General features: G+C 65.8%; 26 protein-coding genes and 1 pseudogene. 14 read left to right on the forward strand and 13 right to left on the reverse strand.

What is annotated here, in order from left to right:
* Positions 1–38: 38 nt before the first annotated feature.
* Together DT603_RS10795 and DT603_RS10800 are read left to right on the forward strand one after the other, a co-directional pair.
* Positions 39–560, forward strand: a complete 522-nt coding sequence (locus DT603_RS10795; protein WP_162349882.1) for a hypothetical protein — start codon at positions 39–41, stop codon at positions 558–560.
* 59 nt (positions 561–619) lie between these two features.
* Positions 620–1,894 carry a formimidoylglutamate deiminase gene (locus DT603_RS10800; protein WP_281350914.1) on the forward strand — a complete coding sequence of 425 codons (1,275 nt, stop codon included), beginning with the start codon at positions 620–622 and terminating at the stop codon, positions 1,892–1,894.
* Between the two features lie 36 nt (positions 1,895–1,930).
* On the opposite strand, the gene DT603_RS10805 is transcribed toward DT603_RS10800, so the two are convergent.
* From DT603_RS10805 to DT603_RS10815, 3 genes are all read right to left on the reverse strand, one after another.
* Entirely contained in the window at positions 1,931–2,431 is a 501-nt protein-coding gene (locus DT603_RS10805; protein ID WP_162349884.1) for a methylated-DNA--[protein]-cysteine S-methyltransferase, read from the reverse strand.
* A 310-nt stretch (positions 2,432–2,741) separates the two neighbouring features.
* On the reverse strand, positions 2,742–4,310 hold the full coding sequence (locus DT603_RS10810; protein ID WP_162349885.1) for a DNA-3-methyladenine glycosylase 2 family protein: 1,569 nt from the start codon (positions 4,308–4,310) through the stop codon (positions 2,742–2,744).
* Positions 4,311–4,413: 103 nt separating this feature from the next.
* Positions 4,414–5,667 carry an alkaline phosphatase family protein gene (locus DT603_RS10815; RefSeq protein WP_162349886.1) on the reverse strand — a complete coding sequence of 418 codons (1,254 nt, stop codon included), beginning with the start codon at positions 5,665–5,667 and terminating at the stop codon, positions 4,414–4,416.
* A gap of 56 nt (positions 5,668–5,723) precedes the next feature.
* On the opposite strand from DT603_RS10815, the gene DT603_RS10820 reads away from it, so the two are divergent.
* Together DT603_RS10820 and DT603_RS10825 are read left to right on the forward strand one after the other, a co-directional pair.
* The gene (locus DT603_RS10820) at positions 5,724–6,317 is read left to right on the forward strand and encodes a YybH family protein (RefSeq protein ID WP_162349887.1); all 594 of its coding nucleotides are present in this window, start codon (positions 5,724–5,726) and stop codon (positions 6,315–6,317) included.
* A 103-nt stretch (positions 6,318–6,420) separates the two neighbouring features.
* Positions 6,421–6,744, forward strand: coding sequence for a hypothetical protein (locus DT603_RS10825; RefSeq protein WP_162349888.1), 324 nt, complete (start codon positions 6,421–6,423; stop codon positions 6,742–6,744).
* Between the two features lie 62 nt (positions 6,745–6,806).
* Here DT603_RS10825 and DT603_RS10830 read toward each other — a convergent pair whose 3' ends face one another.
* Positions 6,807–7,535 carry a ThuA domain-containing protein gene (locus tag DT603_RS10830; protein WP_162349889.1) on the reverse strand — a complete coding sequence of 243 codons (729 nt, stop codon included), beginning with the start codon at positions 7,533–7,535 and terminating at the stop codon, positions 6,807–6,809.
* Positions 7,536–7,606: 71 nt separating this feature from the next.
* Between DT603_RS10830 and hutU the strand changes: the two genes are divergently transcribed.
* The 4 genes from hutU to DT603_RS10850 all read left to right on the forward strand — a co-directional run bounded on the left by hutU (position 7,607) and on the right by DT603_RS10850 (position 12,522).
* On the forward strand, positions 7,607–9,280 hold the full coding sequence (gene hutU / locus DT603_RS10835) for a urocanate hydratase (protein WP_162349890.1): 1,674 nt from the start codon (positions 7,607–7,609) through the stop codon (positions 9,278–9,280).
* Positions 9,281–9,372: 92 nt separating this feature from the next.
* Positions 9,373–10,812, forward strand: a complete 1,440-nt coding sequence (locus tag DT603_RS10840; RefSeq protein WP_162349891.1) for a hypothetical protein — start codon at positions 9,373–9,375, stop codon at positions 10,810–10,812.
* 346 nt (positions 10,813–11,158) lie between these two features.
* On the forward strand, positions 11,159–11,686 hold the full coding sequence (locus DT603_RS10845; protein ID WP_162349892.1) for an REP-associated tyrosine transposase: 528 nt from the start codon (positions 11,159–11,161) through the stop codon (positions 11,684–11,686).
* Positions 11,687–11,796: 110 nt separating this feature from the next.
* Positions 11,797–12,522 (forward strand): DUF4386 domain-containing protein, encoded by a 726-nt coding sequence (locus DT603_RS10850; protein WP_162349893.1) that lies wholly within the window; start codon positions 11,797–11,799, stop codon positions 12,520–12,522.
* A 65-nt stretch (positions 12,523–12,587) separates the two neighbouring features.
* On the opposite strand, the gene DT603_RS10855 is transcribed toward DT603_RS10850, so the two are convergent.
* From DT603_RS10855 to DT603_RS10865, 3 genes are all read right to left on the reverse strand, one after another.
* Positions 12,588–13,049, reverse strand: a complete 462-nt coding sequence (locus DT603_RS10855; protein ID WP_162349894.1) for a hypothetical protein — start codon at positions 13,047–13,049, stop codon at positions 12,588–12,590.
* A 166-nt stretch (positions 13,050–13,215) separates the two neighbouring features.
* Positions 13,216–13,515 (reverse strand): PAAR domain-containing protein, encoded by a 300-nt coding sequence (locus tag DT603_RS10860; RefSeq protein ID WP_162349895.1) that lies wholly within the window; start codon positions 13,513–13,515, stop codon positions 13,216–13,218.
* Positions 13,515–13,937, reverse strand: a complete 423-nt coding sequence (locus DT603_RS10865) for a phage baseplate assembly protein V (RefSeq protein WP_162349896.1) — start codon at positions 13,935–13,937, stop codon at positions 13,515–13,517. The genes DT603_RS10860 and DT603_RS10865 overlap by 1 nt, the downstream gene beginning before the upstream one ends.
* Before the next feature lie 348 nt (positions 13,938–14,285).
* Between DT603_RS10865 and bamJ the strand changes: the two genes are divergently transcribed.
* Positions 14,286–15,071 (forward strand): BamJ family beta-barrel-assembly machinery protein, encoded by a 786-nt coding sequence (gene bamJ / locus DT603_RS10870; protein ID WP_162349897.1) that lies wholly within the window; start codon positions 14,286–14,288, stop codon positions 15,069–15,071.
* A gap of 156 nt (positions 15,072–15,227) precedes the next feature.
* Positions 15,228–15,644, forward strand: coding sequence for a YbjQ family protein (locus DT603_RS10875; protein WP_162349898.1), 417 nt, complete (start codon positions 15,228–15,230; stop codon positions 15,642–15,644).
* Between the two features lie 185 nt (positions 15,645–15,829).
* On the opposite strand, the gene DT603_RS10880 is transcribed toward DT603_RS10875, so the two are convergent.
* Complete coding sequence (locus DT603_RS10880; RefSeq protein ID WP_162349899.1) at positions 15,830–16,270, reverse strand: CBS domain-containing protein; 441 nt, start codon at positions 16,268–16,270, stop codon at positions 15,830–15,832.
* Between the two features lie 254 nt (positions 16,271–16,524).
* Between DT603_RS10880 and DT603_RS10885 the strand changes: the two genes are divergently transcribed.
* Positions 16,525–17,100 carry a hypothetical protein gene (locus DT603_RS10885; RefSeq protein WP_211368389.1) on the forward strand — a complete coding sequence of 192 codons (576 nt, stop codon included), beginning with the start codon at positions 16,525–16,527 and terminating at the stop codon, positions 17,098–17,100.
* A 15-nt stretch (positions 17,101–17,115) separates the two neighbouring features.
* Here the strand turns inward: DT603_RS10885 and DT603_RS10890 are convergent, their stop codons facing one another.
* Complete coding sequence (locus DT603_RS10890) at positions 17,116–17,343, reverse strand: hypothetical protein (protein ID WP_162349901.1); 228 nt, start codon at positions 17,341–17,343, stop codon at positions 17,116–17,118.
* A gap of 317 nt (positions 17,344–17,660) precedes the next feature.
* Here DT603_RS10890 and DT603_RS10895 point away from each other — a divergent pair, with 317 nt between their 5' ends.
* From DT603_RS10895 to DT603_RS10905, 3 genes are read left to right on the forward strand one after another with little or no spacing between them, the layout of a single operon-like run.
* Positions 17,661–18,476, forward strand: a complete 816-nt coding sequence (locus DT603_RS10895) for an alpha/beta fold hydrolase (protein ID WP_162349902.1) — start codon at positions 17,661–17,663, stop codon at positions 18,474–18,476.
* On the forward strand, positions 18,469–19,647 hold the full coding sequence (locus DT603_RS10900; protein ID WP_211368390.1) for a PAS domain-containing sensor histidine kinase: 1,179 nt from the start codon (positions 18,469–18,471) through the stop codon (positions 19,645–19,647). Before DT603_RS10895 ends, DT603_RS10900 begins: the two co-directional genes overlap by 8 nt.
* 10 nt (positions 19,648–19,657) lie before the next feature.
* Complete coding sequence (locus tag DT603_RS10905) at positions 19,658–20,059, forward strand: response regulator (RefSeq protein ID WP_162349903.1); 402 nt, start codon at positions 19,658–19,660, stop codon at positions 20,057–20,059.
* Between the two features lie 120 nt (positions 20,060–20,179).
* Here the strand turns inward: DT603_RS10905 and DT603_RS10910 are convergent, their stop codons facing one another.
* The 4 genes and pseudogenes from DT603_RS10910 to DT603_RS10920 form a co-directional block, all read right to left on the reverse strand.
* Positions 20,180–20,500: a hypothetical protein gene (locus tag DT603_RS10910; RefSeq protein WP_162349904.1), complete on the reverse strand. Its 321-nt coding sequence runs from the start codon at positions 20,498–20,500 to the stop codon at positions 20,180–20,182.
* 143 nt (positions 20,501–20,643) lie between these two features.
* Complete coding sequence (locus DT603_RS15970) at positions 20,644–21,033, reverse strand: DUF1428 domain-containing protein (RefSeq protein ID WP_246191777.1); 390 nt, start codon at positions 21,031–21,033, stop codon at positions 20,644–20,646.
* Positions 21,022–21,381: pseudogene (locus DT603_RS16085) on the reverse strand (DUF1428 domain-containing protein); the annotation flags it as partial. The gene DT603_RS15970 and the pseudogene DT603_RS16085, both read right to left, overlap by 12 nt.
* Before the next feature lie 288 nt (positions 21,382–21,669).
* Complete coding sequence (locus tag DT603_RS10920; protein WP_162349906.1) at positions 21,670–22,797, reverse strand: DUF1615 domain-containing protein; 1,128 nt, start codon at positions 22,795–22,797, stop codon at positions 21,670–21,672.
* Between the last annotated feature and the right edge of the window lie 11 nt (positions 22,798–22,808).

The following is a 22,808-nucleotide window of genomic DNA, read 5'->3' on the forward strand; positions in this document are numbered from 1 at the left end:
CGCCTTCACTCACCTCCCAATCCGTTCAGGGAAATCCCATGCATCCGAACTGTTTCCTGCTCGCCTTGCTGATGTCGACGTTGCCGATGCTGGGTGGATGTTCGAGACCGGCTGCGAGCACGCCTGCGGAAGAAGCCGCGCACGCCGCCGTCAGTGGCCAGGCCGCCACGGAAACGAAACCAGCGCCGCGCGCCTGCGAACTGGTGACCGCTGCGGAAATGTCGAAGATCCTGGGCGCGACCGTGATCGGCGTGCCCAACGAAAGTTCGTCCGGCAAGACCGAATGTGTGTATGCGCCTGAGCAGGGCGTCAGCCCGCAGGTCGAATTCGCGGTGACCTGGGGCGACGGCCACGCCGCGATGACGGCGATGGGCATGATGGGCAACATCGAGCCGGGCATTGCCAATCCCTATGAGGGTCTGGGCGACCAGGCCGCCGCAGTGGGTCCGGCGCTGATGATCCGCACCGGCGAAGACCTGGTGACGCTGACTTTCTCCGGCGTCGACGACGCGCCTGCCGTGGCGCGCGAGGTCTTCGATACCGCCAGGGCCAGGATGTGACGCGCGGCCTCGCATGGGTGGTCGCGCGGGAGCCGGCCAACTAGGCGGGGCACCTCGCGCTGTCCGTCAGGGTAGGCGAGAATGCGGCGATGAATGTTCCCGCATCGCTAGTCACCCGTTCGCAGCACGGCCTGCAACTGCCAGGTATTCCCAACCTGCACTCGCATGCGTTCCAGCGCGCGATGGCCGGGCTGGCCGAACGCCAGACCCATCCGGAGGACAGCTTCTGGACTTGGCGCGAGACCATGTACCGCTTCGCCGCGCGCATGGATCCGGACAGCACCTACGCGGTGGCCTCGCAGCTGTATGTGGAAATGCTGGAGGCCGGCTACACCAGCGTCTGCGAGTTCCATTACCTGCACCATGCGCCCGATGGCCGTCCCTATGCCGATCCGGCGGCAATGTCGCGGGCCCTGATCGCCGCCGCGCGCGACACCGGCATCCGCATGACCCTGTTGCCGGTGCTGTACATGAGTGGTGGTTTCGACGGGCGCGCGCTGTCGGCGCGCCAGCAGCGCTTCGGCCACGACCTGGAGGCCTTCCTGCAGCTGCACCAGGCCCTGCGTGCGGAACAGGACGGCTTGCTGCGCATCGGCTGTGCCTTCCACAGCCTGCGTGCGGTGCCGGAAGCCGCAATGCGCGAGGTGTTGAGCGCCTTGCCTGTCGACGTGCCGCTGCATATCCACATCGCCGAGCAGATCGGTGAAGTGCAGGACTGCCTGTCGCTGCGCGGTGCGCGCCCGGTGGAGTGGCTGCAACACAATTTTGACGTCGATGCGCGCTGGACCCTGGTCCATGCCACCCATCTGGTGCCCGAGGAAACCAGGCGGCTGGCGGCCAGCGGCGCCACCGTGGCCATCTGCCCGACCACCGAGGCCAACCTCGGTGACGGCCTGTTTCCCTTGCGTGACTACCTCGATGCCGGCGGCAGCTGGGGCATAGGCTCGGATTCGCATATCTCGGTCTCCCCGGTCGAGGAATTGCGCTGGCTCGAATACGGCCAGCGCCTGGTCACCCGCCATCGCAACATCGCGGTCGGCACCGATTCCAGCAGCGTCGGCGAGACCCTGTTGCGCGGCGCACTGGCCAGCGGCAGCGCGCCCACCGGCCAGGACGGCAGTGGCGACCTGCTGGTCCTGGATGCCAATGCGCCGATCCTCGCCGGTGCCAGCGATGGCGACGTGGTGGATCGCTGGATCTTCAGCGGCAACCGCAATGCGGTGGCCGAAGTGCACGTGGGTGGGCAGCAGTGGGTCGCCGATGGACGCCACCGCGATCGGGAATCCATCGCGCATCGTTATCGCGCCACCCTTGCAACCCTGCTAGCCGACTAGCGGTCCGCTCCGGCACGGGGCCGGAACCCGAGACAATCAGGCGAACAGGTCGTCCGCGCGCGGCAAGGCGCCTTCCAGCTCCAGCAGGAACTGCTTGGTCGGCAGGCCGCCACCGAAGCCGGTCAGCGAACCATCCGCGCCAATGACGCGGTGGCAGGGCAGCACGATGGGCAAGGGGTTGCGCCCGTTGGCCGCGCCGACTGCGCGCATTGCGCTGGGCTTGCCCACGCGCAGCGCCAGTTGCGCATAGCTGATGGTGCTTCCGTAGGGAATAGCGGCCAGCGCGAACCACACCTGCTTCTGGAACGGCGTGCCCATCGGCGTCAGCGGCAGTTCGAAACTGCTGCGCGTGCCACTGAAATACTCTTGCAGTTGTACCCGCGTGGCCTGCAGCACCGCATTGTCGCCTTCACTCCAGTGGGCCACCCGCGCCATCGCATGGCGGGGGCGGTGGAATTCGATCAGGCGCAATCCCTGTTCGTCGGCGGCGAGCAATAGGGGGTCGACGGGGCTGTTCATGTATTGGTAGTGGATCATTCAATACCTCGGTTCTGCTTCTGCCTCCTCCCTTGCGCGCAGCGCAGGGGAGATTGAGGAGGGGTGCTCTCAATACCTGGGTTCTGCTTCTTCCTCCTCCCTTGCGCGGGCGCAGCGAAGGATTGAGGAGGGTGCTCTCGATACCTCGGTTCTGCTTCTGCCTCCTCCCTTGCGCGCAGCGCAGGGGAGGATTGAGGAGGGTGCTCTTGCTTTTGCTTTTGCTTTTGCTTTGCTTTGTTTTTTGAAAAATCCGTCATCCCCGCCACGAAAATTCGGAGCCTGTCGGGTTTGCCGATCGAAACAGCGGAAGTCACTGGGTTCCCGCCTTCGCGGGAATGACGGCGGTAATTTTTCGCGCTGGATCCTTTGCGACGGTCTTCGATTTTCCATCACCCATCGAATCCTTCCACAACTGCATCACCGCGTACGCCCGCCAGGGGCGCCAGCCCTCGGCGCGCGCGGTCAGCGCCTTCGCGGTAATCCGCGTTGCCTCCGCCTGTGTGGTAGCAGGACTGCCGGGAAAAGCCTTTTGCAGCACCAGGTCCTCGGCGGGAAACGCATCCGGATGGCCCAGCGCGCGCATGGCGATGTAGCTGGCTGTCCACGGACCAATCCCCGGCAGGGCGACCCAGCGGGACACGAAATCGTCCAGGGTGCGTTCGCCGTTGAAATCCACGCGGCCGTCCAGCACCGCGCGAGCCACCGTGCGTACCGTCTCGGCACGCGTGCGGGTCAGGCCGATGCGGCGGAGGTCGGCCTCGGCCAGCGCTTCGGGAGTCGGGAACAGGTGCGACATGCCCTCGGCGAAACCGACCGGCAGCGCTGCGCCAAATTCCTGCGCCAGTCGGGCGGTGAGGGTGCGTGCCGCAGCCACGCTGACCTGCTGGCCGATGATCGCGCGCATGGCGATCTCGAACCCATCCCAGCCACTGGGCAGCCGCAGTCCGGGACACTTCTTCAGCAGTGGCCGCAGGCGCGCATCGCGCGACAATGCCGCCGCGATTGCCCGTGGGTCGGCATCCAGGTCGAACATGCGCCGCAGCCGGCTGACGATGGGCAGCAGTTGCACCGAAGGCACGCCGCGCAGTTCCAGCTGCAGCGCATGGTCGCCGCCAGGCCACGCGCTGACCCGCAACCAGCCGGGCGAAGCCGCCGGTCCGGTAACGCGCGCATAACTTTCGTGGTCGACCCGCTCCACGCCGGGGAGCGCACGTCCGCGCAGGAAATCCAGCATCGCGGTGAAGTCGTACGGCGGGCGGTAACCCAGCCGCAACACCAGCACTCCATCGGCTGCGGCCGCGGGTCGGCGGCGCAGATCGCGCGGCGCCATCCGATAGGCCTCAAGGAAGCTTGCATTGAAGCGGCGCAGGCTGCCGAAACCCGACGCCATCGCGATCTCGGTGATCGGCAGGGTGGTCTCGGTCAGCAGTTGCTTGGCGAACAGCAGGCGGCGGGTGCCGTGCACGCCAACCGGGGCGGCGCCCAGGCGCTCGACGAAAAGCCGTCGCAATTGCCGCTCGCCCAGGCCTACGCGTTCGGCCAGTGCCGACAGGGGCTGTTCGGCCAGCAGGCCCTGGTCGATCAGCGTCAGCGCGCGTGCCAGCACGGCGTCGCCGCGGCGCCACGCTCCATCGCTCGGCGACAGTTCCGGCCGGCAGCGCAGGCAGGGGCGGAAGCCGGCGGCTTCGGCCGCCGCCGCGTTGCCGTAGTAGGTGATGTTGGAAGGCTTCGGCGTGGGCGCCGGGCACACCGGCCGGCAATAGATGCCGGTACTTTTGACGGCGATGAAGAACAGGCCGTCGAAGCGCGCATCGCGGCTCAGTCTGGCCTGTTCGCAGACCTGCAGGTCCGGCAGTGACGGAGTGCTCTGGTATTCCATGAGCGCAGGCTAGCACCGGTGAAAGTGCCGGACTCGCCGTTTTCGGACATCAATGCCATGGCACACCGCCACCCTCCAGGCCGATCTCCTGGACCCCGCCCGATCAGTCGGTGGATCCGCCCGCAGGCGCCAGCGCCGGCAGCAAGGGTGCGATGTCACCGTCGTTATCGGGGGTATGCAGGTGCAGCAATCGGGTCATGAGCGGGTACACGTCCACGTTGTCGAACGCGGCCAGGCGCACGCCCTTCCGGAACGCAGGTCCACGGGCGATGAACATGGCGCGCATCGAAGGCAGGGCCGGATCGTAGCCGTGCGAGCCGCGGGTGGTACCTGGCTTGCGTTTGGCGGCATCGACGGCAGGAAGCGCATCCCAGCCTTCGTCCATCTGGCAGACGATCGCCGGCACGCGGGGGTTGCTGCCGTAATGCCAGCGTGGCGGCAGTTCGCCCTTGCGCCAGCACTGGTAATGGTCGTGGCGGCCCAGCACGCGTGCTTCCACGACCTCCGTTCGACCCGCGCGCGGGGAGATGCCGACCGACTGGCCGATGCTGACCACGGCCGCATCTTCCATCGGCACGATGTCTTCGACCGTCACCACGTTTCCGGATTCCACGGCGGCCATGCCATGGTCGGAAACCAGGACCAGGTTCACCCGGTCCAGCGTGCGCGAGCGTTCCAGCGCACCGACCAGCATGCCGATCGCCGCATCCACTTCGCGCACCGCCGCGCGGGTCTGGGGCGCATCCGGACCGAAGTCGTGCCCGGCGTTGTCCACCTGTTCCAGGTACAGCGCCACGAAGCGCGGGCGGGTGGCAGCGGGCTCCTGGAGCCAGCGCACGACATCCTGGATACGCCTGGCCGGTCCGATGTCCGGGTTGTACGGCACCCAACGGGTCGGGCGCACGCCATCGATCTCGGCGGCGCCGCCAGGCCAGGCCCAGACAGCGGTGCGCATGCCGGCCTTCTCGGCCTCGATCCAGACTGGTGCGGCGCGCCACCAGCGACCGTCACCCACCGCGGCCAGGTCGGCGACGCGGAATGCGCCCAGTCCTTCTTCGCGCATGGTGTTGTGGACCACGCCATGATGGTCGGGCCGCAGGCCGGTGACCAGGGTGAAGTGGTTGGGAAACGTCAGCGCGGGATACGAAGGATTCATCCAGTCGGCGCGCACGCCCTGTTGCGCCAGTCGGTCCAGGTTCGGCGTGTCGCCCCGGTCCAGGTAATCAACCCGCAGGGCATCCACGGAAATAAGCAGCAGGGGAACGGGTTCCGCCGAGGGTAGGGGGCGTGTGGTGGTGCAAGCCGCCAATGCAAGCAAGGCGGCCAGCCACGCGACCCTGTCGAATGGCAGGCGCATAGGCAATGTTGGTCTGTTGGAATGCAGCAAGCTTGGCAGAGTTCAGGGAGAGTCGCATGACACACTTTCGGTGTATTGCCTTGTCCATCGCCCTGGCCATGCCGTCGCTGGTCGCCATTGCCAGCGGCCATGAGGAGCTTGCTTCGGGCCCGGCGGCTCCTGGAGCGAGTGAGCCCGGAGCCAGTGATACCGCAACGGGCGATCCCGCGGCGCAGGCATCGCGCTGCCAGGTCTGGCAACGGGAGCTCGATTTTGCCCGCTCCGTCGCCAGCCACGACCGTGCCGCCTTCGCCGCGCTGGTCCATCCACGGGCCGCATTCGGGGTCAGCCGCAAGCCGACCCTGGGCCGCGAAGCCATCGTTGCCGAATGGCAGGGCATCATCGACGGCAGCGCGCTGAAGCTGGAGTGGTATCCCGACGTGGTCACCGTCGGCGGCGACGGCGACACCGCTTATTCCAGCGGTCCGGCGCTTTACCAGGATCCGAAGACCGGGGCCTACCGGCACGGACGCTTCGGCTCGGTCTGGCAACGCGACACCGATGGCGCGTGGCGGGTGATATTCGATGATGGTCTCAAGCCACAGCCCGCGGATGCCGCAGCGGTTCAGGCTTTCCACAATGGCAGGCGGGGCGATTGCCCCGCGGGCTGATGCTGCCGCATCAACGCATGCGGCGTGGTTTGCGACGGATACAGCCGCACGGGCGTATCAAGGGCAAGACGATAGCGCAGGCCGCGCTGCCCAGGAGGTTTCCATGAAACACATCACCCTTGTCGCTACGCTGTTCGCCGTGGCATTCGCCGCGTCGGCTCAGACCTCCCCACCTGCGACTTCGCCAGCACCTGTCGAAGCCGCCGCCAGCAACCCGGATGCCGTCGAAGCGCCAGCGGGCGAGGACGCTGCCAGCGATCGCGGCTGCCTCAAGGAAACCGGCTCGCGCATCGCGCCCACCCCGGATCGCAAGGGTCGCAAATGCATCAATGCCAGCGGTCGCGCCTACGACCGCAAAGATATCGACCGGACCGGCGCCATCGACCTGAAGGACGCGCTGCGCAGGCTGGATCCCGCGGTGCACTGATACGGGGATCTAGCCTTGGAAACGGAAACGCCCGGTAATCCCGGGCGTTCCTTTTGGGCGGGTCAGCATTCCGCGCTTAGCCCCGCCGCGTAGCGCAGCCCGCGTCGCAGCTGCATTTCAAAGCGTGGGTCCGCGTACAACGCCGCCGCATGTCCCAGACCGGTGTACCAGGCCCGCCCACCGTCGAATCCGTGGCACCAGGCAACAGGATGGTCTTCGCCCATGGCCCCGCCGGTGTAATCGGCCTCGCGTACCGTTGCGGTCACCGCCACGTTGGCGCGCGGATTGCTGCGGTAGTTGTAGATTTCGTCGGTCACCGTCCACGCAATTCCGGTCGCAACGCCGTCGTGTTCGAACACGACACGCGTGGTCTGCAAGCCGGGCGGATGGCTCTTGAACCAGGCGCCGACCAGTTGTCCGTACCACGGCCAGTCGTATTCGGTATCGGCGGCCGCATGGATGCCCATGAAACCACCGCCGGCGCGGATGAAGCCTTCCATCGCCGCCTGCTGGGACTCGTCCAGCACGTCCAGGGTAGTGTTGGCGAAGACGATGGCCTGGTAGCGCTTGAGCAGCCCGGGATCGAAGGTCGCCGCCTCGGTGTGGTCCACCTGCATGCCTTCCTGCGCGCCCAGCCGTTGCAACGCAGCAACCGCGGCGGGAATGGAATCGTGGCGCCAGCCCGCGGTCTTGGTGAACACCAGCACGCGCGTGCGCGGTTGCACGCTCGCGCAGGCCTGCAGGCACAACGCGAGCAACACGATCACAGCGGTCAGGGCGGGGCGGCGCACGGCCCAAGTCTGCCACGACCTGCGGGCGCTGCTGCGATAATCCGGTCATCACGTCCAGCAGGCCCGAATCCATGTCCGACCCACGCCACGATCCGTCCCGCGTCATCCGCGCCCCGCGCGGCAGCCAGCTCAACTGCAAATCCTGGCTCACCGAGGCCCCGTACCGGATGCTGCAGAACAACCTGGACGCGGAAGTGGCCGAAGATCCAACTTCCCTGGTGGTCTACGGCGGCATCGGCCGGGCGGCGCGCGACTGGGCCTGCTACGACGCGATCCTGGAGTCGCTGCGCAACCTCGATGACAACGAAACGCTGCTGGTGCAATCGGGCAAGCCGGTGGGCGTGTTCCCCACCCATGCCGATGCGCCGCGCGTGCTGATCGCCAATTCCAACCTGGTGCCGCACTGGGCCACCTGGGAGCACTTCCACGAGCTCGATAGGAAGGGCCTGATGATGTACGGGCAGATGACCGCCGGCAGCTGGATCTACATCGGCAGCCAGGGCATCGTCCAGGGCACCTACGAAACCTTCGTGGAAATGGGCCGCCAGCATTACGACGGCAACCTGAAAGGCAGGTGGATCCTGACCGCCGGCCTGGGCGGCATGGGTGGCGCGCAGCCGCTGGCGGCCACCCTCGCTGGCGCCTGCAGCCTGACCATCGAATGCCGGCAGAAGAGCATCGACATGCGCCTGCGCACGCGCTACGTGGACGAGCAGGCCAGCGACCTGGACGACGCACTGGCCCGCATTCGCGCCTACACCAAGGCCGGCGAGGCCAAGTCGATCGCCCTGCTGGGCAACGCCGCCGAAATCCTGCCGCAGCTGGTCCGCATGGGCGTGCGTCCGGACGCGGTCACCGACCAGACCAGCGCGCACGACCCGGTGCACGGCTACCTCCCGATCGGCTGGAGCGTGGAGACGTGGCTGGCCGAGCAGAAGGTGGAACCCGAGCGCGTGCGCGACGCGGCCAAGCAGTCGATGCGCGTGCACGTGGAAGCGATGCTGGAGTTCGAGAAGCAGGGCATCCCCACGTTCGACTACGGCAACAACATCCGCCAGATGGCTTTCGACGAAGGCTGCAAGAACGCGTTCGATTTCCCCGGCTTCGTGCCGGCCTACGTACGTCCGCTGTTCTGCCGCGGTGTCGGCCCGTTCCGCTGGGTGGCGTTGAGCGGCGATCCGGAAGACATCTACAAGACCGATGCGAAGGTGAAGGAGCTCATCCCCGACGATGCGCACCTGCACCGCTGGCTCGACATGGCACGCGAGCGCATCAGTTTCCAGGGCCTGCCGGCGCGCATCTGCTGGGTCGGCCTGGGCCTGCGCAACAAGCTGGGCCTGGCCTTCAACGAGATGGTCCGCAACGGCGAATTGAAGGCGCCGGTGGTGATCGGTCGCGATCACCTTGACTCGGGCAGCGTCGCTTCGCCGAATCGCGAGACCGAGGCGATGAAGGATGGCAGCGATGCAGTGTCCGATTGGCCGCTGCTGAATGCGATGTTGAACGTGGCCGGTGGTGCGACCTGGGTGTCATTGCACCATGGCGGCGGAGTAGGGATGGGCTACTCGCAGCACTCGGGCGTGGTGATCGTCTGCGATGGATCGGTCGAAGCCGACAAGCGGATTGCGCGGGTGTTGTGGAACGATCCGGGCACCGGGGTAATGCGGCATGCGGATGCGGGGTATGAAGTGGCGAAGCAGTGTGCGCGGGAGATGGGGTTGAAGTTGCCGATGGTGGGGGTGTGAAGTACCCATACGCAGGTCCCGCGGACAGCGCAGGTCAATCAACTACATGCGCTTCAGCCCTAGCGCGTCAAGCATTGCGATCTGGGGAAGCCATGAAACGGGCTGTCGTCAGTTTCATGGTTGTCGCTTCACTATTGCTCTCCAGCACTGCCCCGGCACAGGAGCCGGCAGCAGAGTTGGACAGGGACAAGGCCGTGCGTTATGCGCGCGCGCTCGAACAGCAGCCGCTCGATCCGATGGCGCCGCAGATGCGTTCCTGGCTGATGCGCTGGTTGGTGCAGACGCGTGAGGTCACTGTCCTGGTGTGCGACATCCTCGGGCCGATACCAAAGAAGGATGTGCATTTTGGGCCTGAGCTGCTTGTGCAATACATGGCCGGAAACGCCGTATTCCAGCTGCAGAATCCGGAGAGCAAGACCGATCCCGTAAAGCCGCAGCTTGCAGGACTAGCCAGCATGCTGCTCGCGTATGAGGTGGTCCTGCAAGCAAATCCCGCGGCGCGGATACCGCTGTATGACAGCTGGATCGCGAAACAGGCGAAGGGAGTCCTCGAAGCCGAGCGAGAAGCCGCGATACGTGGGCATTGTTCAGAGCCTTCCACCTCATCCCAGGCGAGCGCGGCAGACGCGCCCAAGGTTGCCGCAGTAGGAACCAAGGCGCCGTTCCTGGGCGGCTTCCTTCGCGAGACGCGCATCTTGTACCCGTTGAAGCTAGGTAATTGGGAGGCACAGAACGAGAAGCGCTACGACGATGTGTCCGATGGCGTGTCGGTACGATATTCATCAGAAGCAGAGACCGCCGGCTGGCTTGACTTGTTCGTCTATCCCATGGGAACCGTCACCCCGGAACAGGTGCTTGGCATTGCCCAGCGGGAGCGCGAGTCGCTGATCCTTACGTGGCTGAAAGGGTCAAAGTCGAAAGACAAGGACATCTCTGAACTTCGCTCGCTTCAGCTGGCCACAGGTCCCAGCGACCTGGATGGAAAAGCATCGCCAGTCACCGCATATTCGGTGGATCTTGCCTACAAGTCGGGTGAGGCGCGCCTCAATTCGGCCATGGTCGTCCTGTTCCATCAGCTGTACATGGTCAAGGCACGTTTCAGCGTCAAAGAAGAAGCCCATACGCGGAGTCAAGTGCGGGAGTCGCTTGAGCGTTTCGCGACGGAGCTTCTGCCGCGGCTGACGATCGCCAGCACGGGCGCCTGCTGGATGCCACTGCCCGTAGAGCATCTGGCCGATGGGGCGAAAGCGCCAGTCGGACACACGCTAGCTGTGGAGGAGGGAGGTGTCGGCATCGTTTATCTGTATCGAGACCGCATCCTTGCCCGCGATCCAGCCGGTCCAGCGGTCGATATGGCTATGAGGATGGGCCTGGAATTGCAGGGTCGCCTGTATTCGGGTTGCAATGGCGCCGAGCCCATGAACCCGAACGTGCCGGAGGGCATGCGTGAGATCCGCATCGAGTATCGGGCGCCTGCAGACAGCCCGCCGCCTGCAGATAGATTGCGTTCTTCCCAACGCGCGGTCGGTTGACGGATGCCGCCAGGCCGCGTCCGTACATCCCATAGCGCCGTAGTGACGTAGCCCGGGTAGAGCGCAGCGAAACCCGGGGCTCTTGATCTGGATCTTGCAGACCGGACACGTTGGTTGATATCGACAGTCTCGCCCTGGAATCTCGACAGATCCCGTAAGTCGGGCATCATGCGGCGGGCTTGAGCCCTCCCTATGGGTGATGGGGAAAATAGGGTGGGCTCAAGCCCACCGCATGGTGCATGGGTGTCGGGGCAGGTGAAGCGCTTCGCATCTGACGGCAATTTCCTACATCGCCCTCTGGCATAGGCCGATGGTATCGGGTGCACGGCCTCGCCATCCTCGCGGCATGCCCAACTATCGCCGCGTCTGGGTGCCGGGCGGCACCTTCTTCTTCACCGTCAACCTGCTGGAGCGGCGGAAGCACCGGCTGCTGGTGGAGCGCATTGACGACCTGCGCGCCGCGTTCCGGGATGCTCAACGCGCGCGCCCCTTCGAAGTGATCGCCATCGTGGTCATGCCCGAACACCTGCATTGCCTGTGGCAGTTGCCCGAAGGCGACGCCGACAACGCGGATCGCTGGGCACGCATAAAATCCGGATTCACCCGTCGACTCCCGAAAACCGAACGTCGCTCCGATGCACGCATTGCAAAACGCGAACGGGGTATCTGGCAGCGACGGTTCTGGGAACACATGATCGTTGACGAAGACAGTCTTCGGAATCACATCGACTACATCCACATCAACCCGGTCAAGTACGGTTACGTGCGCCGGGCCGTGGATTGGCCGTTCTCCTCGCTGCATCGGTACATCGCGTCGAGCCGACTGCCGATGGATTGGGCCTGCGATCCCGGGTTGACCATTCGGCGGGCTTGAGCCCGCCCTATGGGACCTGCAGGGTCGATGCGCGGGTGACTTGTGGCAGGCGCACACCAATACGATCGCGGTTAGGTTGCAGCACAGCGCTCCCTTCGCAGGAACTGGCAATGACAGAACGTCTGCTCGATATGCCACCCAAGCTTGCGGCCAGGGTCGCCGGGTTTCTTTACCTGCTGGTCATAGCGGGCGGCCTGTTCGCGCAGGTCTTCGTCCGCGAGCGATTGATCGTGGCCGGAGATGCCGCAGCCACGGCGCAAAACCTGCTCCAGCGCGCGACTCTCTACCGACTGGGCTTCGGCGTACACCTGTTCTACCTGCTTTGCGCCATCGTCTTGGCCCTGATCCTTTACGAGATGCTGCGCCGGGTATCCGCCAGCCTGGCCCTGCTGGCCCTGGGCTTCGACCTGGTCGCGATTACGGTGGAAGGAATCCACCTGCTGCATCATCTCGCGCCGCTGCTGATGCTGACCGATAGCGGGCTTGCGGGGATTGACTCCAGCCAGCTGCAGGCCATGGCATACGCGCAGGCGCGGTTGTTCGCCTACGGTTTCGGAATCAGCCTGGTGTTCTTTGCCGGGTTCTGCATCGTGGCCGGCGCACTCATCTACCGCTCGCGCTTCCTGCCGCGCACGCTGGGCGTGATGATGGTCATCGCGGGCATCTGCTACCTGACCAACAGCTTCGCGCTTTTCCTCGCACCAGCGCTCGCGTCGTTGCTGTTTCCCTACATCCTGATGCCGTGCCTGCTCGCGGAACTGTCGCTGGCCCTCTGGCTGCTGGTGAAGGGAATCGAGACGAATACTGCAGAGGTCGGCTTCGTGCGGCGTGCTTGAGCCCGCCCTATGTCAATGACGCCCAGTACCGGCGCAGGGCCGACCGACGTTCGAAGTCGCGGTAACTAGCCCTTTGGAGAACAGACCAGCAGGACGCCATCCCCGTAGTCGGTCATCGGGGCGAAGGTGTCGGGCGGCACGACACCATCCTCGTTCACCAGGTCCACGACCACGCCCTTGCCTGCAGCCCAGCCCACGAACACCGCAACCAGGTGGCCGCGGGCGTCGAACAGGGTCCGCTGGTACAGGGGCTTGGACGCCAGCGCGTTGAACTCGGGCGCGACAGCGACCCCGTACCTGCCGGGAAGGCCGGGCGGCATGCCTGGCCTTACCAGCGTGTTGATCTCACCGAGTTCCCCCGCATCGAACAGGCGCTGCACGGCCGCCTTCAATTGCTCGCGATACGCAGTATCGGAAAGCGCCTCACCGGCAGCCGCGCAGTCGGGATCTTCCCGCGTACAGCCACAGCCAGCGAGTGCGGCTGGCAGCAGGATTGCACAGGCCAGGGTGACGATCCGGTTCCGCATGGAATTCCTCGCAAGTTGGGTAGGAAAGGGAATCAGACACCAAGCTCGCAGGCCGGGCAACATCCGATGGGTCGGCTGTGGTTGCCCACCGCATGGGATGACGCCGCGCCGCGATGCTGCACCCCCGGCTGAAGGGGAAATCCCGAGCACTTTTTTACACTGATCTCTAGCCTGCCCATACCCGCTGCTGGGTCGCCGCGATCAGCGCAGCAAGGCCGTTGGCATGCGACACCACCGCAGTCGCGATGGCGACTGGTCGCCCCGAGGCGCGTACGCGCGCCGATCCTTGCAGTCGAAGCGTGAGACAGGGTGAGGTGTCGTTACACGGGTGCACCAGCACGGTATCGCCCACGCACAGTACAGGCGAGCCCGACACCTTGACCCGGGCGTTGCCTGCGATCGACATGGCCGGCATGCCATGCGCGCAGAGCAGCGTCGACGCGGCGGTGAGCACGGGATTACCCATCAGCTGATGTCCAGCGCGCCGTGGTTGATCGACACCGTCGGGCCGGAAAAGGTGATGCTGGCGCCCTTGCCGTTGTCGATCACGATGCCGGCCGCACCGATGGCGATGCCGGCGCCGTCGGGCGTTCGCAATGACAGCGCATTGCCTGCTGCCGGATTGCGCAGGGCCTCGGGCACGCGCGAGGGGTCGGTCCAGAACACCCCGCACCAGACCGGGCGGTCGGCGTCGCCCTGTTCGAACTCCACCCATACCGCATCGCCCACTTCGGGCGTCGCCGGCAAACCGCCCGGTGGCAGGCAGGGCAGGGCCCATGCGGAGGGAATCACGCCATGCACATCCGGTACCGACAGCTGCAACCGCCCCAGCATCAGGGGGTCGATATTGCTGACGACCGTGCCGCGATATTTGCCGTGGTGGGTCATGCCTGCGTCCTCCGGAACGTGTGTGGCGATGATGCCGCAACGCCTGCAGGACGGGGGAATCCGTTTCCTCGCCAATGTGCTGGTGCAGGGCGGGTCCTGACCCACCTTCGGTGATTACAGCGGATCGATGGCGGCGATCGGTCTGGTTCGAATCGCTGCATGAAGGCGGTCAAGAGCCGCGCTGCGGGGATCCACCGCCAGAAGGCGGGCCAGGCCCGCCCTACGCCCTACAGGCGTATGCATGTCCCCCAGCTGACCATGCAACCCCGGGTTCATGCGCATTCCGGGCCGTTTCCGGGTTTTTTAGTCCACTATTCACCCCCTCCGCCAATCCCTGGAATTTTATTGATGAAGCTTTCGCGCAACCTGACCCTCGCCGTGGCCGCGGCCTCCTGTGCCCTGGCGCTCGCTGCCTGCAAGCCGGGCGACAAGGCCGCCGAAGGCGCCGATGCCGCGGCCAAGACCGACGCATCGGGAAAAATCGCCGGACTGGCCAACGAAAAGGAACAGGTCAGCTACGTGATCGGCATGGACATGGGCAAGTCGCTCAAGCCGATCAAGGACGAGGTCGAGCTGGCCACCCTGAAGCGGGGCCTGGATGACGTGCTCAACGACAAGAAGGTGCTGATGACCGACGAGCAGGTGGCGACCGTCATGCAGACCTTCTCGGCCAAGATGCAGGCCAGGCAGCAGCAGGAAATGGCCAAGAAGCAGGCCGAGCTGGCGGTGCAGGGCCAGAAGAACGTCGAGCTGGAGAAGGCCTTCCTGGCCGCCAACGGCAAGAAGCCAGGCGTGGTCACCACCGCATCCGGCCTGCAATACCAGGTCATCACCGCGGGCACGGGACCCAAGCCGAAAGTGGATGACCGCGTGAGCGTGCACTACGCCGGCACCTTGCTGGACGGCACCGAGTTCGACAGCTCCTACAAGCGCAATGAACCTGCCCAGTTCGTGCTGGGTTCGGTGGTGCCGGGCTGGAAGGAAGCGTTGCAGCTGATGCCGGTGGGCAGCAAGTACAAGCTGTGGATCCCGGGCAAGCTGGGCTATGGCGAAACCGGCACCCCGGGCGGCCCGATCCCGCCCAACAGCACCCTGGTGTTCGACGTGGAACTGCTGCAGATCGTCAAGCAGTAAGGAACGCTGGCCCCGGGTACGCAACCGTACCCGGGGCTTGCGGCAAAAAATCGGCGGGCGCCGCGATCAGCGAGGGGCCCGGGACGAATGGCGATCCGGCATGGCCGGGACCTCAAGATGGCGCAGGGCAATGCCCCCACCTGCAGGCAGACACGGATGACCGATCCCTACAACTCCTCGCCGCCCATCCCCACGCGCGCCCTCACCCTCGGTGACAGCATGGTCACCACCGCCATGGAACTTCCGGGATGCCGGGTGGTGCGCAACCTGGGCCTGGTGCGCGGCATAACCGTGCGTTCGCGTTCCATCGTCGGCAACTTCTTCGGCGGCCTGCAGACGCTGCTTGGCGGCAACATCACCATCTACACCGAGCTGTGCGAACAGGCACGCACCGAAACCTACCGCGACATGCTGGCCCATGCCCGCATGCTGGGCGCAAACGCCATCATCGGCGTGCGTTATGACGCCACCGAAGTCATGTCGGGTCTGACCGAAGTGCTTTGCTATGGCACGGCCGTAGTGGTGGCGGAATCCCAGGACAACCGCGAGAGCCAGGCCACGCAATCCGCCTGAATCGGGCGGGGCACGCAGCACCGGCAGGTTCAGGCGGTCCTCGATCCGGCCTGGGTGTGCGCGGCCAATACCCCGTCATTAAACTTCGCGTCCAACAGGTTCATCTTCCCCGACACCGCAACGCGCGTTGGGGGAAGCGCATGTGCCGCCGCAAGGCGGGTCGAGACCCGCCCTGCACGCAGTGATTATTTCGCCGCGGTCGCTTCGGAACCTGGGCTGGAGACTTCCTTCACCACTTCCATGGTCGCCTGGTCCTTGCCATTCAAGGCCAGGTCGGCAAGCGACACCATGCCTGCCAGCTTGCCGCTGGCATCGACCACGGGAATGCGGCGTATGCGCGAGGCTTCCATCAGGCACACCGCGTCCTTGAGCGGGCTGTCCAGGCGCACGGTCTGGGCGGGGCTGCTCATGGCGTCGCTGGCGCGGCCGGCCAGGGTGTCGCGGCCGGAGGCCACCATGCGCACGGTGATGTCGCGGTCGGTGATCACGCCTACCGGGGCGCCGGCCTCGTCGACCACCGGGATCTGGCCGCAATCGTGGGTGACCATCATCTGCGCCACGTCGCGCAATGGCGTGGAGGCGGTGCAGGAGGCGGGGTTGGCGGTCATTACGGACTGAACGGTCATGGTGGGGCTCCAGCGACTGATAAACGGTGCCAGCACACTGGCGGGTCGCGGGTTGGGAACACGTGAAGCGCCCGCACCGGCACGACGTTTGTTCAGCTGCATTGCGGTGTGGTCGTTGCCGCGTTCCCGCATGCAGATGCGCGCCAGCCATTGCCCACACTTCATGCCCACTTCACCGCGGCTCCCTTGCCGCCCCACCCTTGCAACGCACACTGCACCCATCGCGATGCGGAGACGGGAAAATGACGGCAAGCATGAACATGGCAGACAGCCAGCTCTGGCGCCGGCTGCGGTGGCTGATGTGGGGCGGGGCGGCCGGCGTGTTGCTGGTGCCGCTGGTGGTCATGCAGTACAGCCGCGAGGTGCAATGGAGCGGGTCCGACTTCGCCACCATGGGCGTGATGCTGGGCCTGCTGTGCGGCGCCTATGAAGTGGCGATCCGCGTGGCGCGCAGCAATGCCTACGTGCTGGGCGCAGGCCTTGCGGCCGTCACCGGCTTCCTGCTGGCCTGGGTGAACCTGGCCGTCGGCATCATCGGCAGCGAGGACAACACCGCCAACCTGGTCTTCTCCGGCGTACTGGCCGTTGCGTTGCTGGCGGTGGTCATTGCGCGCCTCAGGCCGCTGGGCATGGCGCATGCGATGGAAGCCACCGCGCTGGCGCAGGCCGCTACATGCCTGGTGGCTCTGCTGCTCGACGGCACCCGCGTATTCGTGTTGACGACCGTTTTCGTTGCGCTGTGGCTGGCCGCGGCCCAACTGTTCCGCAAGGCCGCCAGGCAGCAGGCCTTGCAGGACAGCGAATCGGGTTCCGGCTGCACGTCGTGGTGAAGACAGGCAGTTGGATCAGTGCGGAATGACCGAGGCCAGTGCCAGCACGCAGGCGGTGACGGCGAACGAGCGCAGGGGCCGGTCCTGCCACTGGTCGAGCACCCGGTCGATGCAACGCGCGCCGTTGTAGAGGAAGGTTTCGGTGCGGCTCAGCCGGCCGGGGATATCGCCAGGCTTCCTGGCCTGCGTCGCCTTGTCCGGTTCCAGTTCCGTTGAAATGCGGGGCGCTTCGCTTCGTTCCATGACAGCCTCCAGGCGGGACAGGGGAAGGGGTGCATCGGGACCTTACTGCCTTTCCTAGATACCGTTTCGTGCGCGAGTTAACGCTCTAAAACATGCGGGCGTCATCGTCGGTCCGCTCGAAGCCGGGCCGGGCATCGGGCAGGCCGGGTAGTGGCCATGCTTATCCGGGCACGCCAGAGGTGCACGCCGGCAGCGGGAATGCAGGTCGCCCCAAGGTCTGGCGGGCGGCTTGAATGCGGCGGCCACGCCGTGTTCGCAGGGTGAGGGAGTCCGGGTGGGTGGGTGCTAGGATTGAAGAAAACAACAGAAGCGCACTCATGGATATCAGGCATCGAAACAACGTCCATGTGCTTGGGGACGGGCCGGTCACGCTGCTGCTGGCGCACGGGTTCGGCTGCGACCAGAACATGTGGAGGTTCGTGGCCCCCGAGTTCGCCCGCGATTACCGCGTGGTCCTGTTCGACTACGTGGGCTGCGGCAAGTCCGACGCCAGCTGCTACGACGCCGTTCGCTATTCCAGCCTGGACGGGTATGCCACCGACCTGATCGAGGTAGCCAGCCAATTCAACGATGCGCCGATCGTGCTGGTGGGCCATTCGGTCAGCGCCATGATCGGACTGCTGGCCGACAAGCGCATCCCGGGCATCTTCGCGGCCCATGTGATGATCGGTCCCTCGCCTTCCTACATAGATCAGGGCGACTACGTGGGCGGATTCGCCAGGGAAGACATCGAGGAGCTGCTGGCGACCCTGGAAGGCAACTACCTGGGCTGGTCCAGCACCATGGCCCCGGCCATCATGGGCGTGCCCGAAAGGCCCGAGCTTGCCGAAGAGCTGACCAACAGCTTCTGCCGCACCGATCCGCAGATCGCGGCGCGTTTCGCCCGCGCCACCTTCCTCAGCAACAACCTCGCCGACCTGAAAGGCCTGGCCGCGCCGACCCTGATCCTGCAGAGCAGCGACGACATGATCGCGCCGCGTCCGGTCGGCGAATACCTGGCGCGGACCCTGGCCAACAGCGAACTGAGCGTGATCGACAACATCGGCCATTGCCCGCACATGAGCGCGCCGCTGGCGTGCGTGGCCGAGATCAGGCCGTTCCTGGACAGCCTGGAGATCGCTGCTGTTGCCTGACGATCCACAACTGCCGCAGCCAGGGGCGCTTTACGAAGGGGCTGCCTGCGGACTGTTGCTTACCGAACTGGACGGCAGCATCGTCCAGGCCAACCAGACCTTCTGCCAATGGCTGGGCTACCCGGCCAGCGAGCTGGCCGGAAAAAGGTTCCCGGGCCTGTTGTCGGTCGGCGCCAGGATGTTCCACCAGACCCACTGGCTGCCGCTGATGCGCCTGCAGGGTTCGGTGTCGGAAGTGAAGATGGATTTCCGCCATCGCGACGGCCACAAGGTGCCGATGGTGGTCAATGCGCGCATGCATGAAGCGGCATCGGGCCGCAGCTACCACGCGCTTGCCGCGTTCATGGCCACCGACCGCGACCGTTACGAACGGGAGCTGATCCGCGCCCGCGCCGAGGCCGAGGAACTGCTGCAGCAACGCACCGCGTTGCAGGAGGAGGCGCGCGACCGCGGCCTGTTCGCCGAACAGATGATCGGCATCGTCAGCCATGACTTGCGCAACCCGCTTACCGCCATCCGGGTGGGCGCCGAAATGCTCGGCCTGGATGAAACCGACCCCAAGCGCCTGCGGCTGGCCAACCGCATCAACCAGTCGGTGGACCGCGCGCTGAACCTGATCGCCGACCTGCTGGACTTCACCCTGACGCGCTCGGGCCGGCCGCTGGCGATCAGCCGCCGGCGCACCCGCCTGCACGAGGTCATCGCCGGCGGCATCGACGAACTGCGACTGTCCTTTCCGTCGCTGGCCATCGTCCACAAGCGCCGTGGCTCCGGCATGGTCGATGGCGACCGCCAGCGCCTGCTGCAGGTGCTGGGCAACCTGGTCGCCAATGCGGAACGCTATGGCGACCGCACCCGCACCGTCACCGTGACCTCGTCCATTGCCGACGGCATGGCCTCGTTGACCGTGCACAATCATGGCCCGTCGATAAACGCCGCGGTGCTGCCGACGCTGTTCATGGCCATGACGCGCGGATCGCACGCCCACGATGCCGGGGGCGGCGTCGGGCTGGGGCTGTATATCGTCAGCGAGATCGCCAAGGAACACGGTGGCAAGGCCATCGTCGCTTCCGATCCGCAAGCGGGGACCAGCATCGGCATCGAATTTCCAGTCAGGGCGCCGGTGTCCACGACCCCCTCACGTAACAGCGCGCAGAATGATCGATCATGAGGAACAGCCAGTGAGAACCGTGCAGAGCAACACCCGGGAAACACTGCCCCACGTGGCAACAGGCAAGCGTGTCCTGCTGGTGGAAGACGAGGCACTGATCACCACCCTGGTGGTGGACGTGCTGGAGGACCGCGGCATGGTCGTGATCGGTCCCGCGGCCACGTTGCGCGATGCCCTGGCGCTGGCCGGAAGCGAGCAGATCGACGCGGCCATACTCGACGTCAACCTGGGCGCCGAGACCAGTTTCCCGGTCGCACGCCTGCTGCGCGAGCGCGGTATTCCGTTCTTCTACACCACCGCCTTCGCCAACCGTACCCACCCCGACATCGGCGATGCGGCGTTCCTGCCCAAACCCTACGGGATCCGGCAACTGCTGGAGACGCTGGACGGCGTCCTGGCCGCCGCTCCGTAACCCTCGCTGTGCGGTGTGGGGCCCCCGGGCCCGCCGTGGCCAATGCATGCTGGGGAGGCCGAACGGGAGCAAGTCTGGCTCCTGCTGGGCCCTCCCGCACCCCCGATGACGCTTTTTCCCTCATCGTCGGCACTTTTTCCGCCTCCGTTGCCGCTCAAAGCGCCATCGCTGACGCTTTTTTCGCCATCGATGGCGCTTTTGGCGTTGCCTGTCAGCGTCGAAAGCGCCGCGGCTGACGCTTTTTTCGTCTCCGTTGCCGTTCAAAGCGCCATCGCTGACGCTTTTTTCGTCATCGACGACGCTTTCGACGTTGCCCGGTGGGGTAAAAAGCGTCGTCGATGGCACTTCAAGCGCCTTGCATGCCGCTTTGACCGCCACCGTTGCCGCTTTTTTCGCCAGCGATGACGCTTTTTTCGTCATCGTCGGGGCTTCAAGCGTCATCGCCGCCGTTCAAAGCGTCGTCGTCGGTGCTTTTTCGTCGTCGATGCGGCGGGAAATGCAGTCGTGCGCGCATGGATCGCGCCGGTTGTCGCTTTCCAGTGCGCCGCCGGCGTTTTTTTTCCGTCGACCTGCCCTGGATCTGCCTATCTGGCCAGTTGCACCACCGGGACGAAGCCACCGAAGATCATGCGCTTGCCATCGAAAGGCATGGGCGGGTTGTCCGGGTTGGCCGGGTCCATGCGCGGGTCCTGCATGATCCTTTCCATGCCCGCATCGCGACTGGCCTTGTCCGGCCACTCCACCCACGCGAAGGCCACGCTCTCGCCTTCGCCGGCCTGCACCGCCTTGCGGAAATCGGTGAGGCTGCCGTCGGGCACGTCGTCGTTCCAGGCCTCGATGATGTGGGTGGCGCCGTATTCCATGAAGATCGCATCGAAGGTGTTGGCGTAGTCGGTGAAGGCCTGCCTGGCGTCGGTGGACGCGACCAGCACGAAACCGTCCACGTACCCGGCCGGCCGGGTCGTATCGCCCAGCTCCAGCAGCGGGGTAAAGCCGCCATAGATCAGGCGCTTGCCGTCGAAGGGCATGGGGTTGTCCTGCTGGCTCAGGCGCGGGTCTTCCATGGCCGCGGCCATGCCCGTATCGCGGGCGGCCTTGTCGGGCCATTCGATCCAGGAGAACAGCACGGTTTCCTGGTCGGTGGCCTTTACCGCGCGATGGAAGTCGGTGAGCTTGCCGTGCGGCACGTCATCACCCCAGCACTCGAGCACGCGGGTGGCGCCATGGTCCAGGAACACGGGATCGCCGGCATGGGCGTGGTCGATGAATTTCTGCTTGTTGGCGTTGGGTACGGCGGCGACGAAGCCATCGATGTACGGCATGGAAACCTCCCTGGCTTGCAGGCGCCGGGATGGCGCCTTGCATTTGAAGACTGCACCGCGACTGCGTGGCTGACGGCAGGGCGACGAACAGCGGCGCCGCGGATCGACATCGTCCCGCCGCACAGCCGGCAATCCCAATTTCGTCCGGACGAAACGCTGCGCCGGGTCCGCTGCGGGGACTTGCCGATGCGACCTCCGCCGTGCGGACCGCGGCCATGCCGGCGCGATGGCCAGCCCGATAGTCGGAGGCGCGTGGTTAATGCAACGTGGAAACGCCGGCCCGAGCGGTCAGCGCATGGCCTGTTGCATGCAGCGCTGGTAGCGCTCGTCCACGCGGGTGGCGAACCACGCGGTGGTCAGTTCGCGGGTGATCTTCGGGCTCTCCAGCTTGATGCCGGGGATCATCGCCCGCGGCAGCGGCCTGCCGGCGCGGGCCTCGGCCAGCGCGTACACCTTTGAGTACAAGGCAGTGTCATCGAACTCCAGGCGGTCGCCGCGCTGCAGCCCCTCGCGGATGGCGCGGTCATCCATCTGCAGCTCCCTGCCCAGCGCGCGTACCGCCAGCTCGGTCTTGCCCGGGTTGTCCAGGCGCGCGCCGGGCTGCAGCAGGTCGCCGTCGAGGGCCAGCGAAATCCCCGAGGCCCGACTGACCGCACTCTGGAATGCCGCGTTGCGGCTGGCATACCAGCCGGCGTTGTAGTCGGCGAAGCGATGGACCTTGCGCGTGTACGGGGTCTGGTAGCCCAGCAGGTGGGCGATGCCGAAATACAGGCCGCCGCGGCGGGTGAAGACCTCGTCGCGAATGGACCTGGCGACGGGATAGGGATAACCGGCGGCGTTGGATTCGGCGAACGGGATGCCAACCTGCATCGGCCCGCCGGTCTGCACCGGATTGGAATCGGCGAACAGGCGCGTGCCCAGGGGAACGCGCCCGATCAGGTCCTGGTAGATCTCGCTGAGTTCGCGTTCGGTGCGTGCGCGCTGCAGGCGTTGTGCGTAGGAGCGCCCGTCGGACGACTTGATGGCCAGTGCGGCATCCACCAGGAAACCGGGAATGTGCTTGGAGGAGGCGCGTTTGTCGATCTCGCCGCGCGCGATCTTCGCCAGCCCGGCCACGGCGGGGTCGGCCTGGTAACCGGATTCCTGTTCGGTGACCGCCAGCACCGCGCAGATGTTCTCGCTGCTGGGGTCGATGCGCTGGGCGGCGAACGCGGCCTCGATGTCGGCGGCCCAGAGCACGCGATCGGCCACCCGGGCCGGCATCCGTTGCACGATCTCGCCGCGCACGTCGGCGGGCGGGCGCGTGGAGACCGGTGCAGTGGTGGCACAGGCGGCCAGCAACAGGCAGCCCAAGGCGGCAAGGGCATGGCGTCGGGGCAGGGCGGGCAGGCGGGGCAAGGCAGGCAGGTCGGGCATGGGCGCAGCAT

The organism is Pseudoxanthomonas gei, assembly GCF_010119615.1.
Taxonomy (GTDB): domain Bacteria; phylum Pseudomonadota; class Gammaproteobacteria; order Xanthomonadales; family Xanthomonadaceae; genus Pseudoxanthomonas_A; species Pseudoxanthomonas_A gei.

Excerpts from the sequence above, each read along its gene's own strand:
- DT603_RS10795 (WP_162349882.1), top strand. The coding sequence starts at position 39 with ATGCATCCGAACTGTTTCCTGCTCGCCTTGCTGATGTCGACGTTGCCG.
- DT603_RS10805 (WP_162349884.1), bottom strand. The coding sequence starts at position 2,431 with ATGATCCACTACCAATACATGAACAGCCCCGTCGACCCCCTATTGCTC.
- DT603_RS10810 (WP_162349885.1), bottom strand. The coding sequence starts at position 4,310 with ATGGAATACCAGAGCACTCCGTCACTGCCGGACCTGCAGGTCTGCGAA.
- DT603_RS10815 (WP_162349886.1), bottom strand. The coding sequence starts at position 5,667 with ATGCGCCTGCCATTCGACAGGGTCGCGTGGCTGGCCGCCTTGCTTGCA.
- DT603_RS10820 (WP_162349887.1), top strand. The coding sequence starts at position 5,724 with ATGACACACTTTCGGTGTATTGCCTTGTCCATCGCCCTGGCCATGCCG.
- DT603_RS10825 (WP_162349888.1), top strand. The coding sequence starts at position 6,421 with ATGAAACACATCACCCTTGTCGCTACGCTGTTCGCCGTGGCATTCGCC.
- hutU (WP_162349890.1), top strand. The coding sequence starts at position 7,607 with ATGTCCGACCCACGCCACGATCCGTCCCGCGTCATCCGCGCCCCGCGC.
- DT603_RS10840 (WP_162349891.1), top strand. The coding sequence starts at position 9,373 with ATGAAACGGGCTGTCGTCAGTTTCATGGTTGTCGCTTCACTATTGCTC.
- DT603_RS10845 (WP_162349892.1), top strand. The coding sequence starts at position 11,159 with ATGCCCAACTATCGCCGCGTCTGGGTGCCGGGCGGCACCTTCTTCTTC.
- DT603_RS10850 (WP_162349893.1), top strand. The coding sequence starts at position 11,797 with ATGACAGAACGTCTGCTCGATATGCCACCCAAGCTTGCGGCCAGGGTC.
- DT603_RS10855 (WP_162349894.1), bottom strand. The coding sequence starts at position 13,049 with ATGCGGAACCGGATCGTCACCCTGGCCTGTGCAATCCTGCTGCCAGCC.
- DT603_RS10860 (WP_162349895.1), bottom strand. The coding sequence starts at position 13,515 with ATGGGTAATCCCGTGCTCACCGCCGCGTCGACGCTGCTCTGCGCGCAT.
- DT603_RS10865 (WP_162349896.1), bottom strand. The coding sequence starts at position 13,937 with ATGACCCACCACGGCAAATATCGCGGCACGGTCGTCAGCAATATCGAC.
- bamJ (WP_162349897.1), top strand. The coding sequence starts at position 14,286 with ATGAAGCTTTCGCGCAACCTGACCCTCGCCGTGGCCGCGGCCTCCTGT.
- DT603_RS10875 (WP_162349898.1), top strand. The coding sequence starts at position 15,228 with ATGACCGATCCCTACAACTCCTCGCCGCCCATCCCCACGCGCGCCCTC.
- DT603_RS10880 (WP_162349899.1), bottom strand. The coding sequence starts at position 16,270 with ATGACCGTTCAGTCCGTAATGACCGCCAACCCCGCCTCCTGCACCGCC.
- DT603_RS10885 (WP_211368389.1), top strand. The coding sequence starts at position 16,525 with ATGAACATGGCAGACAGCCAGCTCTGGCGCCGGCTGCGGTGGCTGATG.
- DT603_RS10890 (WP_162349901.1), bottom strand. The coding sequence starts at position 17,343 with ATGGAACGAAGCGAAGCGCCCCGCATTTCAACGGAACTGGAACCGGAC.
- DT603_RS10895 (WP_162349902.1), top strand. The coding sequence starts at position 17,661 with ATGGATATCAGGCATCGAAACAACGTCCATGTGCTTGGGGACGGGCCG.
- DT603_RS10910 (WP_162349904.1), bottom strand. The coding sequence starts at position 20,500 with ATGACGCTTGAAGCCCCGACGATGACGAAAAAAGCGTCATCGCTGGCG.
- DT603_RS10920 (WP_162349906.1), bottom strand. The coding sequence starts at position 22,797 with ATGCCCGACCTGCCTGCCTTGCCCCGCCTGCCCGCCCTGCCCCGACGC.